Annotated in this window: 12 protein-coding genes; all 12 read right to left on the reverse strand. The window is 41.1% G+C overall.

From position 1 onward, the window contains the following. Positions 1 to 62 precede the first annotated feature (62 nt). The 12 genes from FNH22_RS14480 to FNH22_RS14530 all read right to left on the reverse strand — a co-directional run bounded on the left by FNH22_RS14480 (position 63) and on the right by FNH22_RS14530 (position 13,924). Positions 63 to 2,963, reverse strand: coding sequence for a hypothetical protein (locus FNH22_RS14480; RefSeq protein WP_143399119.1), 2,901 nt, complete (start codon positions 2,961 to 2,963; stop codon positions 63 to 65). 54 nt (positions 2,964 to 3,017) lie between these two features. Further along, the gene (locus tag FNH22_RS14485) at positions 3,018 to 3,212 is read right to left on the reverse strand and encodes a hypothetical protein (protein WP_143399120.1); all 195 of its coding nucleotides are present in this window, start codon (positions 3,210 to 3,212) and stop codon (positions 3,018 to 3,020) included. 11 nt (positions 3,213 to 3,223) lie between these two features. Further along, positions 3,224 to 3,958, reverse strand: a complete 735-nt coding sequence (locus tag FNH22_RS14490) for an adhesin (protein WP_143399121.1) — start codon at positions 3,956 to 3,958, stop codon at positions 3,224 to 3,226. A 27-nt stretch (positions 3,959 to 3,985) separates the two neighbouring features. Further along, the gene (locus FNH22_RS14495) at positions 3,986 to 7,726 is read right to left on the reverse strand and encodes a baseplate J/gp47 family protein (RefSeq protein ID WP_143399122.1); all 3,741 of its coding nucleotides are present in this window, start codon (positions 7,724 to 7,726) and stop codon (positions 3,986 to 3,988) included. A gap of 27 nt (positions 7,727 to 7,753) precedes the next feature. Further along, positions 7,754 to 8,185 (reverse strand): GPW/gp25 family protein, encoded by a 432-nt coding sequence (locus FNH22_RS14500; RefSeq protein WP_143399123.1) that lies wholly within the window; start codon positions 8,183 to 8,185, stop codon positions 7,754 to 7,756. A 181-nt stretch (positions 8,186 to 8,366) separates the two neighbouring features. Next, positions 8,367 to 8,660, reverse strand: a complete 294-nt coding sequence (locus tag FNH22_RS14505) for a PAAR domain-containing protein (RefSeq protein WP_143399124.1) — start codon at positions 8,658 to 8,660, stop codon at positions 8,367 to 8,369. A gap of 29 nt (positions 8,661 to 8,689) precedes the next feature. Then, positions 8,690 to 10,480: a type VI secretion system tip protein VgrG gene (gene vgrG / locus FNH22_RS14510; RefSeq protein WP_143399125.1), complete on the reverse strand. Its 1,791-nt coding sequence runs from the start codon at positions 10,478 to 10,480 to the stop codon at positions 8,690 to 8,692. A 3-nt stretch (positions 10,481 to 10,483) separates the two neighbouring features. Continuing rightward, a complete protein-coding gene (locus FNH22_RS14515; RefSeq protein ID WP_143399126.1) occupies positions 10,484 to 11,173 on the reverse strand; it encodes a LysM peptidoglycan-binding domain-containing protein in 690 nt (229 codons plus the stop codon). After that, entirely contained in the window at positions 11,173 to 11,340 is a 168-nt protein-coding gene (locus tag FNH22_RS32050) for a DUF5908 family protein (protein WP_185154234.1), read from the reverse strand. The genes FNH22_RS14515 and FNH22_RS32050 overlap by 1 nt, the downstream gene beginning before the upstream one ends. A 6-nt stretch (positions 11,341 to 11,346) precedes the next feature. Beyond that, entirely contained in the window at positions 11,347 to 11,832 is a 486-nt protein-coding gene (locus FNH22_RS14520) for a phage tail protein (RefSeq protein ID WP_143399127.1), read from the reverse strand. Between the two features lie 11 nt (positions 11,833 to 11,843). Next, a complete protein-coding gene (locus FNH22_RS14525; RefSeq protein WP_143399128.1) occupies positions 11,844 to 12,281 on the reverse strand; it encodes a phage tail protein in 438 nt (145 codons plus the stop codon). Positions 12,282 to 12,337: 56 nt separating this feature from the next. Next, on the reverse strand, positions 12,338 to 13,924 hold the full coding sequence (locus FNH22_RS14530) for a phage tail sheath C-terminal domain-containing protein (RefSeq protein ID WP_143399129.1): 1,587 nt from the start codon (positions 13,922 to 13,924) through the stop codon (positions 12,338 to 12,340). Positions 13,925 to 13,927 lie beyond the last annotated feature (3 nt).

The following is a 13,927-nucleotide window of genomic DNA, read 5'->3' on the forward strand; positions in this document are numbered from 1 at the left end:
TAAACAAACTGCACTAATCTTTATCAGACATTTCAAAATAATTGAAACGTGCCATACTATTCTCACTCTGTTACCGCCACATGATCAGTGTCCTGTCTAAGGTCTACTATAAATCGGGTCAAATCATCAGTAACCTGACCTAATCGCTCTTTTTCCTGTACATCCGCCGTACGCTTCACGTCGAGCCATGAATAATACCGGGATTCAAATTCTCCCATCTGATCTATCTCAAGCCAGTATATTTTTGATGCAACGCTGGCAGATTGATGCTGAAAGATGATCTCCTCTACAATGGATCTGAATTCCGGGTTATTGAATCGCGCGGTCCATGCAGGAAAGATCATAGAGATACGATAGGTATAAAAGTCTTCTGGTACTAACGGGCCATCTTCTGTATTACGGATATAAAATCCAAGCTTTTTCTCATAGGGAGTAACTACATCTGCATCTGACAAAAAATTGAATAATTTTTCTAAACGTTCATGGGTTTTTTCAACAGAAGCTCTTGCATCTACACTTACCATCTCAATGGATTTATCTGGCGTTTTGAAATGTATCTCAAAATCTTTTGAGTTGGTGATCTCTACGGAATAGTTGTCATATGAACTCAGATGTGGCTTAAGTTGGCCCATAATAATCAGCCGCTCGTCATACGTGTAGAGTTTAGCGCTTCGCAGTACATAATTGCCCCATTCATCCAGCAGGTACAGGCCAAATTTCTGATCCATCACGTTGGGACGCAATAATACATGCTCTACCAAATGCAGCCCTTCACTACCCAGGTTCATATCTCTAAGGAACCTTGTGAGTACTATAGCAGCCGCAGCTGCATCATTCGAAGATCCATAAGTAGCTATTTTCTTCCATTGAGCATCGGACCGACCTTTGAAGATCAATAACACCTGTTTTTCACCGGGAAGTCTGCCTACCTGATAATGCTCAATGTCAAGACCTGTTCTTAGAAAAGTTTCCGTCAGTTTTTTTTCAGAAAATATGTCAGCTTTTTGGAGTAGTTCATCCTGCTGATTTTGACTGTAGTTAGTGAGCCCTACTTCTTCCTCATCTATGAAGTCAAAATTTTTCTCTACAATATCATCTTCCAGAAACAGGTCTTTCTCCTTTTCCGGATCATGTCCTACCGTTTTTCTTTTTCCGGACCTCTTATCTGCCAGAAGTGTTATACCTCTTGCTTCAAAATGCTCCAGAAAAGAGTTTTTCACATAGCCTCTATGTCCATTTTCCTCATTTAATGAATACGAGCTTAGCCCCAGAAGCACGATCAATTTGGCTTCCAGCCCTGAAATGTTGCCGGGATCAGAGGGTAGTTTCATGTAGTTAAACCCCCTGGTACGATTCTTATTGATGAAGGGTAAAAATTCCAGGAATTTAGTTTTATTCTTTATGAGATACTTCTGAAAATCATCATCACTAAAATAGTAATTGAACTGCAAAAGTGAGTTTTGCGAAAATTCCTCACCGTGTACCGCCAGTAAGTAATCTAAAAATCTATTTCTTCTATCATTAAAATCATCACTTATTTCTACTAATTGCGGCAATCCCTCTTTGTAGCTAAGCGAAATTTTCCGGCTATTCCCGTCTTTATCGGAAAGCTGTTCCTTTTTCTGCTCTTTGAAGAGTTTTTCTGCTTCCGGAACACTGCTCAGGTATTGGTAAAAGTAGGTTTTATAAATGTCGCTTTTAATTGCCAGCAGTTTTTTGCTATTAGAAAGTTGCGCCAGGTAGTTCGCCAATATCTGCTCAAAAAGCATAAGATATCCCTTTAACTGTAGCGCCTGAGACTGTCTTTTTAAACCGGGTGAGTTGGGTACTCCCCCTTCTCCAATACCATAATTAACAGGAAACTGGTTTTGAATTGAAAAATATTCTTCAACTTTCAGTTTTTTCCCCCTGGGCACCTCAATATTCTCCTCATTCAAACGATATACTCTGCGGTTAACGGACTTCATTTCGTTCAACGATCTTGTAACGATTTTTTGATCCATCAAAGAATAATTTACACCCGCTTTGAGAAAGCTAATGGTGTGCTGATCCTGACTATCAAAGCTCTCCACTACCAGCTTAGGTAGCTGATGTTCCTTAATATCTATTTGGTTCTCATATTCCTGATCACCTACACTGAGTTTGAGGTTTTTAACACTTGAAACACCTTCCACCTGCATAATGATCTTCATTATCTCAGAAATGAGGATCTTGTCAGGTTTTGGTGGAAGCTCCTCGGTTTTCACGAAGCCATGTCTGAGCAAAGGACCATTAAATATATCCTGAAGTTCATAGCCGCTGCTTAGCAATTCATCCATAGAGTAAAATCGCATTTCCGGACATAGATATTCATCTACCTGAAAAAGTATTTGTGCCAATAACTTTTCCGGGGTTATTGTCCCGTCAATATCTACTTCGGCATGGATGGCAACAGGAAGGGGCTCCAAAATCTTTATCTGTTCTATGTCCTCACAAGTATTACGGTTGTCATAATAAACCTTTCGTGCTTTATTGAGGATCTCCTTTTGTTTTTTTTCATCCCGGATGTTTTCGTCTATATCCAGAAGTATTTTGTAGAGGCCATTAATGGAGTGGGTCTGCCGATCAGCAGGTATTAGCCAAACATTTTTTATCTCGAAAACAGAATCAAAAAGAAGTTTGCGATAATCACTAATAGTCAATGCATTACATGGGAGTATTTCATCAGGCCGGAAAAAGGAACTCTGATCGTTATCGTCATTATAAAGGTGGTCTTCAATATCAAAGTCTGTCCGATATGCCAGATCCGTAATCGCATAGCAAAGCTGTTCGAGGATGGTGACTCCCGGATCATGCTCATTGTAGTCTGTCCAAAAGGCCCCTGTTAGTTTTTGAAGAAGCTGGACTCCTTCAGCCCTAAGTTCATCATAGCGCATGGCCTGGTTATCGGACTGCTGCTCGCTGATATGTAAGGGTTGTTCCATAAAATTTCTTTGCGTTCGTTGGTTCTATTGACTTCGGAATGTTTTAAAGGCATATTATTGGTCCAGGAAGTTGTCGAGCTTATCACGTAAGTTTTTCTGATCACTTCCCGATCCATCTCGCAGTTGATGATTGGCCTGTTCATTGAGCTTACCTATCAGCTCATATACTTCTTCAAAAGGCAGCTTACTAAGTCCTTTAAATATAAGGTTGCCTTCCTCTACGGTAACTGATAACTGTATTTTTTTCATCTGAATTTTTATTATTGCTCAAAGCTGTCATCCATGAATTGGTCAAACCAAAGTTTCGAAATATAGTAGCGGATGTAATAGTTACCTCCATAACTACAGCGTGTGCTCATTTCAAGGTTATAATTATATGTATCTCCCGTCCAGCGTAATTTGATCATGTTACATCTCACGCCATAATACCCTTGTACTATTCTAATCTTGTTTCTCGACTTACCGAATGTGCTGATAGCATTAGCATGGATCAGGGCATATTTTCCTGTTTTCTTTTTACCCACACCGGCCACAATTTCCAGGGCATGACATCCGTTCAGCTCTGTCAGGACCGGATGCCATTTGCCATCAGCCAATACCTTTCCGGTATAACCGGTACCTACGCGACCTGTCATGCCTACAGCTCCTTTTACATCCAGCTCATACTCCGGGTTCGTATTATTGACTCCTACCATCCCTTCTTTACGTAGGGTTACAATACTATCACCCAGGTGATTATTAATGTTTAAATTGGCATCACCACGATTAATATTAAAGCTCCAGGCCGGACTTTTATCTTCTATACTTTTATAAAAACTCATGAGTTTTTCTGACGTACCTATCGGAGATAGCATTAGGCCTTCTTCCAAATTTTTGGACATGCCATCATCCACTTTATTGATCATAGAATCTATGAGGTCATAAAAGTGTGACTCGGCTGGAAGGTTACCTTTTTTAAAAAAGTTTTTTAGCGTATCTCTGTTTTGTAAAGGCATAAGAGTATCTGTATGGCAATTGTAATTCTATTCTTCAATAATGAAATCATGTCCAAGTTCTAAGTAATCAATACCTGCTTGTCTTGATTTTTGCTCTTCTTTATCCACCAGTACCGAAATCTGATGAACCGGAGCAGGCACCAATACGGACCAGGGCTTGGTGGCACTTAGAGAGGACTTTGCCTCACCTTCCCTTGCTGTATCAATCAGCTGGTAGTTACCCTGAAAATCTTTGGCCACCTGAAGCATGGAAAACTTTGTAATGAAGTTTACATAGGGCAATGTTCTCATAAAGCTAAGTATATCAGAGCTATGTACTGTCCCTCCTAATTCTACTTTTTGATTTTGAGAAAGTAAGGTACCGGTCAAATATTTATTGATCTGCTCATTCAGCTTTTGAATATGAAAGCCATAATTAAACCCATCAGTAAATTTTACAGCACAAATAATTTTTATCCTCTCGTAATTCGGATTTCTAACTTCCAGTTTCACAAACGGTGAAGTGAATAACTGAATATACGACTTTATTTCAAGCAATAACTCACTACTCGTCATGGGTTCGGTAGGGTCCGCAGAAAAACGGGCATGAGGAGTAACTACTATCAGTACATTACCAGGTTTATCCAGCCGGTTACTTGTCATATTGGGCAAGCAATTCACTTTGTAGAGCTGATCAAATTTTTCTAATATAATTCGCTCAAAATCCCAGGCACTTACTGCCCGTTGTTTATGATGGAGTCGTTCTCCTATGCGCGTATAAAATCGCAAAGGCTCTTCTGCGGGCCTTCCTAAAAACGAAGGCAACGGCTGTTTTACGGTCTGGATGCCTTCAATATTTTCTGCTGATCTGCTAATAGTATAAGCCGGCATAGGCTCATGCAGATGCTTACCGGAAATGTCAGAATCCGGGTCCAACGTAGCCGTGATGACCTGGGTGGTCACGCGTAATATGTTTGAAGCAGTATTGATATTTGCACTTACCGTGGCTCGTATCCAATATAGATCAGGGTCAAGAATGCTGTTACCATTACTAATCTCCGGTGGCACTTCTAAAAGCACTATTCCCGTCTTCAAAAAACGGTTAGTGTCATCTCTGAGTATCTTGGATGGGGCCAGTACATACCATTCATCTCCTGCCAGGAAGCTCCATTCTATAACAGGCGGGTCTTCTTCCGAGGAAACAGTGTACTCATCGATCATTTCAAAAAAAATGGTGAGCAATTGGGGAGGTTTTAGCCCCTCAAAACCAAGGACCAACCCTCCTTCAAAATTATATTCCGGCAACAGGTAAGTGCGCTGTTTTGAATTATCCGGATAAACCAGGTTTTGCCCAAAGGGGTGTATGTAGAAAAATTTACCCCGACTTTCATGGGTATCAGAAGCATTTGAGTGCTCCACCAACGATATGGTCGATGACGAGCTGTAATCAATAGATATTGACTGGATCTGAGGAGCGTAGGGAGCTTTTGGAAGCACTTTTTTACTTTTCTCTTTATTTTTCAATAATCCTCCACGCGTATTTTCAATGGTGACTTCCGAAAGAATAGCAGGGTAAACATCATGCGCAAAGCTATGTTGCGGGCCGGTCAACTCCAGTTTTATAAAGCCTCTCTCAGAAAGTGAGGTGTAATTGAGCGTTTCGTTGATCACATCATATTGAGGGGGTTGTTTGATGTTTTTGATATCTACGTTACTAATAACTGTTTTTGCCATGAGCTTACCTTCCGGTGCGGGGTTAGCCATACTCCCTTGTTGCTCCGTCCTGAATAACTTAAAGGTCTGCTGCTCTGACTTTTCTTGAGGCTTCCATCTGCCTGCATCTAAAATAGAGAGGTTGGTTTCAAAGGAAGCATTGTTAATATCCAGATTATATTCAGCGTAATGCCCGGCAAAACCGCTCTTATGAACCGGTAAATCAAACCATTCAATGTTTATTTTAAGTTCATCCAGTGATTTATTGAAGATCTCATTATTACCAATAATAAAATAAGACCCCAACTTAGGCATGGGGCCAAAAGGCAAAAATGGGGTATCAGCATTCAATTGCCCTATATTATTGAACAGGTCTAAACTCTTAAACCCTGAGACTTTCGTATTAAGAGTAATTTGCTCTACCTCCAAATTAGACAGTAATGAATAAGGGTATACATAAGAGTTACTGTTCAGAACAAACTTCACCAAAGGCAGATCTGTTTTATAGTCGCCTGCATGTATGTTGCTGTCGAAACCACATAGCTCAGGCTCTGAAGAAAGCATATCAAAGTTAATTCTCAAACTATATTGATCATCCTGTCTTGTGACGACATGCTGTCGAATGAGATGCCATCCCTTATCGGTTGTAACGGATATCATAAAGGACTCAAGGAATACTTTGATGAATACTTCATCAACGCTACTTTCATTAAGTAAACTTAAATCCTTGATAAAACTTAGAAACCCACTGTAGGCCCGTTCTCCAAACTGAAATATGATTTCAACTTCACGTAATCCTTCTTTCAGATACAGGCCAGGTGAAGCTACTGTAAACCCTACTTCAGCATTCTGCATGGTTTTTTCATCGCTCCCTTTACCGCTCTGGTCTTCTCCGAAAACAGCAAACGACTTTCTCCGTTGAGCATTGTCTGTATCAGCACCGTAAAGGCTTATAGGAAAATCCGCTTGCAGCACATTGTTCACCAGTTGCTTTTCTTTCCCCTTAATATTGAGTGTCTGTTGGTCAATAAAAATTGTTTTGATCTGTTTTATTTCAGCTCCGTTTACCAGTAATTCTTCGTCGCCTCTGTATAACAGATCATTGCCACTATCATCTTGTTCACCTATAAAAACCGTACCCTTTGGCACTCTGGCGTAAGGTACACCTTCATCCAAGGTGAACTGAAGATAAACCTGGTCAAAGACAACAGGCTTCACTTTCTGCCTCAGTACTTTAGAGTAATAAAAATCTATGTGTCTTCTTGTAAGCTGGTTGATATTGCCTTGTGCCCGTTCAAATAGCTTCAAAAAGGTTATGTAAAGTGCTATTTCCGGGTAATGAATATCGTTGTCAAGTGATTCGTTGAGGTACTCAGGAGTCTTCGATTTCAGGTATAATAACGTCTCATAAAATCCCTGGAATATTTGTTGTAACTCACTGGTTATACTTTCTATACGGTCTTTTTTTGATCGCCCCTTGTAAGCACTCATATCGGGGCTTACCTCTTCTAACCCCCATACGTTGCTAAATTGAGTATAATCAAGTGCTATAGCATGCCCCAGCGCTTTACGATCCGGAGCTGCTGAATCCAGGGCCTTCAATTTTTTTAGCGCCACACTCAACTTGGAGCTAATGGCATTAGCAATTTCGTTTCTGATATTGACCTGAGAGAGTGTGAACTCTTCGATAGATCTTAGCCTGTTATACCATCCTTCAAACTGACATGCCACTTCATGTATTTCCTCAAAACACTTTTGAAGGTATTTTAGCTTGCGTTCGGGTTTTTTATACAGTTGTGATTTGTAAATATAATTCTTGAACCGCTCTTCCATAGCGGCAGGTTCAGAGTCTATGATAGATGCCAGTACTACAGTTTCGTCGGTGAAAAAATAGGACCAGTCTCCGTCTATCTTTTTCTGTTCATTATAAAAATTAATGAGTCGGGACAGGCCAGACGTAAAAACGAGCATGTCTTCAAAAGAACGCTCATCTATTTTGACATACTCCGGATCCAGCGCCTGAAATTGCCTGCTCTGCTGACTGGTACCAGTACTTTTATATAGTTTAGGTCTCATGCTTCTTACACTGCTACGCGCGGAGTATCAGTCCACCTGGGGTTTAAATCGTACGTCTGTTCCTTCTATTATATAATATGGATATACCATGTTGCTTCTTTTATTGGTCTTTCGAATTATATAGATGAGCTCAATCATTAATAGTCCGTCATTTTCAGTATCAGGCTCAATTTTTATATCATCCAAAATGATACGCGGCTCATAATACAATACTGAAAATTCTATCTTTCTTTTAATCTCATTGATCAAGGTACTATCGATAGATTCAAAAACGGAAAAGGTAAGATCACATCCATAATCGGGTAGCATCACTCTTTCACCTGGTTTGGTGCTTAATAGTATTAAAAGGCTTTCACGTATGTCTTCTTCCTCTGACACGAGTACAACACTACCTGTCCTTTTGTCAAAGGAGGGAGGAAACTTCCATCCTATTCCAAGAAATGTCTTTTTATGTTTCATGTACTGTTTTTTTGAAGAAAATTAAATATGTTTCTGCTTCCTCTAGCCAGGTCAGTCAGATTGAAGGATTTCCATTGCACAGAAGAAATTGGGTTAAATGAGAGATATACGAAAGACATTCCGTAGTTTATTGAATATCTGTGCAAAGCCAAGCTCATAGTACAAATCATTAGTTCTGTATTTAGCCTCCTATCATTACAGTGGGGCACCCCGGTCCAGTTACTGTTCCTCCATGAGCTGTACTATCACCCACACGAACAGCAGGCTTGCCTCCTATCATAACAGTAGCCGAGCCCTTTATAACAGTATCAGGAGGACCGGTACATGTTGCCATATCACCTACCACAGAAGCAGGCATGCTACCTATCATGACAGTAGGTACTCCTGGTGAGCTTATTGGCCCACCTACGTGAGGGACCGTTCCCGTCATCATCGGGCATACATGCATATCTGTAAGTCTTGCAGCTGGGGGCATATAGTTATTATTTTAGTCTATTATTTTTCCTAATTAATTTGAACCAGTCCACCTTTTATAGTAGTCATGGCAGAGCCTTTTACTTCAGCCTGTGCACCTTCGGCAGCAAACTTGGCTTTTCCCTTCATCGTCACATTTACGCCTTCACCTGAAAAGTCTTTAGTCGCATTAATTTCAGTACTGCCCGTAGATTTTATAATGATACCTCCCTTGGCAGTTAGCTTAATGTCTTTGTTCGATTCAAGTGATATACCCTCACTTGACATCTTCAACTTATTTTTGTTATTCTTATCCTCAACAGTTATGCTCTTTTCTTTATCATTCAGTATTACGGTATTCTCTGCAGGAGTTTGAATGGTCAATATCTTATCCGTATCATTGAATTTTATCTCCAATCCTGCTTTGGTAAAAATAGATTTAGTACCATTTCCATCTTCCGGCACATATTTAGGTTTCAGCGCTTTACTATACATTGAGCCAAGGATGATTGGAGATTGCGGATCATCATTTAAAAAGCCAACCACTACTTCATCGTTAATCTCCGGAAAGAAAAATACTCCGGCTTCTTTAGAAGCATAAAAGCCGGATAAACGTGCCCAAACCGGCATATTATCCTTTTGCAATGTAGGGACAGTTACCTGTACCCGATGGTTTCCTTCCGGGTCATCGTGGATTGTTTTGACAATACCAATATGCAAACCAGTAATGGAAGGTATAATACCAGAAGCTGGCGGTGATGTTATAAAAGGCACTTCTTCAGCGTAAATCTCATCTGAAATCCCCATAGTAACTTCCGTAGTCCAGTCACCTTCCTGAATACTGTGTGTGACTTTACTTATAAAAGCCTTTCCATTAAAGTGATCACTTAAGCCTTCTATTTCAATGGTAGCTCCCGGAACCACCTTGGCATTCCCGCGAATACTCATGCTTCCCTTTACCTTAGATAATCTCGAACGGCTTATCCTGGAGCTTGCCCAATTCTCCAATACAGCCTTTGACATAGTCGTAGGACTTTGGAGAACAAATTCGTTCAACCCAATTACATCTGACAGCGCATTCGACTTAAGTTTGCCTTGCGGCACCTCTCCTATCGGTTTGCCTTTAGCCGTTACCAACTTTTGAGTACTCATATCCCACGAGTTGGAAACAACATTTTTATATTGATTTCGAGCGTCTATCTCTCCATTAAAGTTTATAAGTCCGGTACCATAGTCTACTTTCAGGGCACTGGCTCCACCAACTTCAGGCTTTTCGATAACCAACTCTCCGTCTTTCGTATTGACCAGCATACCATTGACCTCTGCCCTAAGTAATATAAAATCCCAGTCTGTAGCATTATGCTGAATTAACTCTTTATGCTTTACACCAGTATCTTTTATCTTAACTTTTAGCCCGGTATTTTTTGCCACCTCTTTGATGATGTCGCTATCTTTCTTATCATAAAAAACGGCATTTTTGCGTCCTACAGTAGCTTTTACAGCCTTATCTTTGCACTCTACAATGACATAAGAATCACCACTCCTGCCTACAGTTAAGCTATGCTTAACAATAATTCCTTTAAAGATCACTTCTTCCTTTGACTCGTATCCGACTTTGATGATGATTTCTTTAGCCGGGTCTAAAAGCCCTTTATTACTAAGCGAAAAGTCTTCTGCTTCTGAACCTCCTCCATCAAGATATTCCAATCGAGCGTGAGTGATCTTATTCAAGCTGCCGGATACGCGGATAGAAACACAACTGTAATGATCGGGGATCTCCTTGCCGCCAGTAAGTACACTGTAAGTGACCAGAGTAGATTGGGTAAGTGCGTTTTCAGCCATCCGTTATTTCTTTACCGGTGGAAAAACTAATTCGGACCCAGGCTCCAGGTTTCTGAAATTCACAAGATCATTAATCCTGGCCACCTGAAGGTAGTAGCCGCTATCACCGTATATCTTTTCACATAACATGGGTAAGTTATCGCCCGTTTTAACGGTAACGACGTGACTAAGGTCCGGAGATGATTTCGTCTTAAGCTTGGACTGGGTCTCAGGATCCAGGGCATTTTGAAAAGTAACCTGTGCTTTCGCCCTGATGGAAGTACCATCCGGTGAAAACAAAGAGTGAACTATACTAAGACTCGTCAAACGGCCGGAAAATTCAAAGGCCTTCCCCCATTGCAGGGTTACAAAAGGCGGTTCGTGCTGATCTCCCTGATAATAATAGGTGGCCTTTTTAAACTTTTCTATTTCGTCGTTTACATTTCGTATCTCACCGGTGGCTCCCGTGCCATCAAAGACCAGTTCGAAACTAACTGATTCCGGCCCTATATTTTTAAATTTATTTTCAGGCCCGATGGTATCCGGTGCTTGTTCCTGACTATAGTTAATGTTATGGGTGTGTGAAATAGAGGATGGGTTTATCATGACATTGACCTCCAGCCTTTTTGTTCTGAACTTAGGATCTTCATAGCTGACCACCTTCAGTTTCTGCAGCTTTGAATCCGAATCTTTCTTTAGTATTCCTGTTGCCATTACCTTTCTTTTCTAGCTTCTATCACTCTTAGAACACGATCAACACACTCTTCTATGATTCTTTTTTCAGCCATTGCATCCCTGGCCTGTGGATACGACCTCACGGGTAAGTTATGGCTATCCGTTACCGTTAGTTTTACTGTTAATTCTTTTATCTCAATAGGCATATATAGTTATGCTTTAACCTTTGAAAGATTGACTTCCTCAAATTTTTGGTAGGCAAATTCCATGCTTTCAACAAGTAACTGGTTTTTATCCGCTCCAAAACCACTGATTTCTTTTTTCACCGGGTAAGCCTTCTCAAAGGTCCATGACATAAGAGGCTGATTGAGATCACCCAGGAGCATTACGATAATATTACGCAACCTGACTGGTTGCGCAAAACCCGTCTCCAATGTGCTATTGATCCAGTTACTAAACTCTGAACTGGTCACTACCACGCCGCGTTTTAGGACTAAGTTTGGATACTTAACAGGCTGGGGAAGCCGGTACATAAACCGATTTTCCCCACCCTCTTGAATATCCTCTGTCGGAACTTCTACGGATATACCTGATACCTCCTGGAAACTTGCGTCATAAATAGCATCTCTACCCGATTTTGCGCTTTGACTAAGGCTTACAACAAATTTGAAACCTGGAACAGGATAATGTATAGCCATAGACCCTCAACTTATCCTAGTTCCTGAACGATACCTTCATGTGCCAGCTCAATGGACTCTAAGGCAATCTCATTGGCGTCTGATTTCAGGTCCGGACCAGAAACTTTAACGGGAAAAGCATTTTCCACTCTCCATACCATTACCGGTGATTCCTCTTCGTCCAGTAGTGAAATTGTCACGGTCTCTCTTCGGTCAGGATTGGTTTGCACTTCTTCAAACCACTCGAAAAAGCTCAAATCATCCTTAAATACGCCTTTTTTCAGTGTAATGGTACCATGTTTTTTCAAACCTGGTATTTTCTGGGTAACCAGGGAAGGATCGTTCCCTGCACGGTATTCTATGAATTGCGTTTCCATCTCAAGTCCTGTTACTTCCTGGAAACCTACGTCTATGTCACCCCACTCTACAGTAAAGTGAAACTTGGGAACTGGCCATAATTCTTCTGCCATAATATAATGCTTTTAATAGTTGTCGATTTGTTACTTAAATTACTTATGAATGGTGGTTATGATTCCTGCATTTTCTGCTGGAAAGTAATCACGATAAATTCAGCAGGCCTGGCTACGGCCACTTTTACTGTAATTCTCATAATACCGTCCAACACATCATTAGGTGTCATTGTCGTTCCTATACCTGCCAATACTTCATAAGCATCTCCAGGGGTAAGCCCTACCAATCCGCCTTGCCTCCAGATATCGTTCAGGAAAGAAGAGATCATACTTCGCACTAACACCCAGGTGCCCGAGTTATTGGGTTCATAAACATAGGCTTTCGCTGCGGCCTTGATAGACTGTTCTATGAAAGTGATCGTTCTTCTTACATTGATGTACCTCCAGTCCTGGCTGTTACCATCCAACGTTCGTGCTCCCCACACTTTTGTGCCTTCGCCTACAAATGAACGTATAGCATTGACAGATTTACCTGTAACCGTCACATTAAGGTCTTCCTGATCATCATGTGTAAGCTTGATAACCGGTGATATAACGCTATTCACACTTACATTGGCCGGTGCTTTCCAGACTCCACGTTCACCATCCACCATAGAATAGATGCCTGCCATAGCTGCCGAAGGTGGCAAGATGTTAAGGTGAGTTCTAATACCTTGCATCACTTTTTTAAAGGCCGGACTCACTACATTTAAGGTCTGTGACAGGCTTTCAACATCCACATCAGCCTGGCCTAACTTTTTCAGTTCCGCCTTAATCTCTTCAGCTTTTTTTGCATTTGCCGCCTGCTGATCCGCTTCTTTAGCAATCACATCCTGCAACAGGTCCAGGTTAGAGATATTCTTAAAGTCTACTTCGTCACTTTCCACCACTGCGGTATACACCCATGGGTAATAGGCCGCACCATAGGCAAGAAAGTTAGATCCTACACCTTCTCTGAATTTAGTGATCACATCATTTTTATCGTATGTACGGGACTTGATTCCATTATAAACATCCAGTATCGCGAAACGACTTTTCATTTTGTAACCACAATGTGTAAGCATTTCCTGCTGTAAAGAGTAGCAATCACCTTCTTCCAGCATTACTGCTTCAGGTACTACCAACATGGTAGGTTCATCTTCTCCGATCAGTGACTGAATACTATCTGATAAAGCTTTTTTACTTATGGTGTTTGTTTTTGCCGGAACTGCGGCAGCTTTGCTTTCGCCTTTGGCCCCTTTGCCATCTTTACTTGCTTCGGCTGCAGGAGCAGCATCTGTAGCAGTATAAGTACCGGCTGATACGATAAAACAGGTACTGCCTCCGTTGGCAAAGAACATCCTTATGCTATCATATAATATAAATCTGGAGGATGAGTCAGGTACCACTTTATATCCTTTACCTGCCACTTCAACATCGAAATTTTCATCTCCTGAAGCGCTCTGGATATTGAACGTAGTTCTGGTACCTCCACCAAATATGTTGTGGAATTCAGTTAGTGAACTGATTCGGACGGGCATATGGATCAATGACTGACCATCTCTGCGTGCTTTTTCCGTATATCCGATAAATGCCGGTACCGCCGTAGAGATACCTGCTACGGAATTAGGAAAGGCGTTTTTTTCTTCAATGTAAACGCCTGGGGTAGCTAAGGTTTGTGCCATAGT

The organism is Fulvivirga sp. M361 (genome assembly GCF_007097395.1).
Taxonomy (GTDB): domain Bacteria; phylum Bacteroidota; class Bacteroidia; order Cytophagales; family Cyclobacteriaceae; genus Fulvivirga.

Bases quoted from the DNA above. Each gene is read 5' to 3' on its own strand.
- FNH22_RS14480 (WP_143399119.1), bottom strand. From the start codon at position 2,963: ATGGAACAACCCTTACATATCAGCGAGCAGCAGTCCGATAACCAGGCC.
- FNH22_RS14485 (WP_143399120.1), bottom strand. From the start codon at position 3,212: ATGAAAAAAATACAGTTATCAGTTACCGTAGAGGAAGGCAACCTTATA.
- FNH22_RS14490 (WP_143399121.1), bottom strand. From the start codon at position 3,958: ATGCCTTTACAAAACAGAGATACGCTAAAAAACTTTTTTAAAAAAGGT.
- FNH22_RS14495 (WP_143399122.1), bottom strand. From the start codon at position 7,726: ATGAGACCTAAACTATATAAAAGTACTGGTACCAGTCAGCAGAGCAGG.
- FNH22_RS14500 (WP_143399123.1), bottom strand. From the start codon at position 8,185: ATGAAACATAAAAAGACATTTCTTGGAATAGGATGGAAGTTTCCTCCC.
- FNH22_RS14505 (WP_143399124.1), bottom strand. From the start codon at position 8,660: ATGCCCCCAGCTGCAAGACTTACAGATATGCATGTATGCCCGATGATG.
- vgrG (WP_143399125.1), bottom strand. From the start codon at position 10,480: ATGGCTGAAAACGCACTTACCCAATCTACTCTGGTCACTTACAGTGTA.
- FNH22_RS14515 (WP_143399126.1), bottom strand. From the start codon at position 11,173: ATGGCAACAGGAATACTAAAGAAAGATTCGGATTCAAAGCTGCAGAAA.
- FNH22_RS32050 (WP_185154234.1), bottom strand. From the start codon at position 11,340: ATGCCTATTGAGATAAAAGAATTAACAGTAAAACTAACGGTAACGGAT.
- FNH22_RS14520 (WP_143399127.1), bottom strand. From the start codon at position 11,832: ATGGCTATACATTATCCTGTTCCAGGTTTCAAATTTGTTGTAAGCCTT.
- FNH22_RS14525 (WP_143399128.1), bottom strand. From the start codon at position 12,281: ATGGCAGAAGAATTATGGCCAGTTCCCAAGTTTCACTTTACTGTAGAG.
- FNH22_RS14530 (WP_143399129.1), bottom strand. From the start codon at position 13,924: ATGGCACAAACCTTAGCTACCCCAGGCGTTTACATTGAAGAAAAAAAC.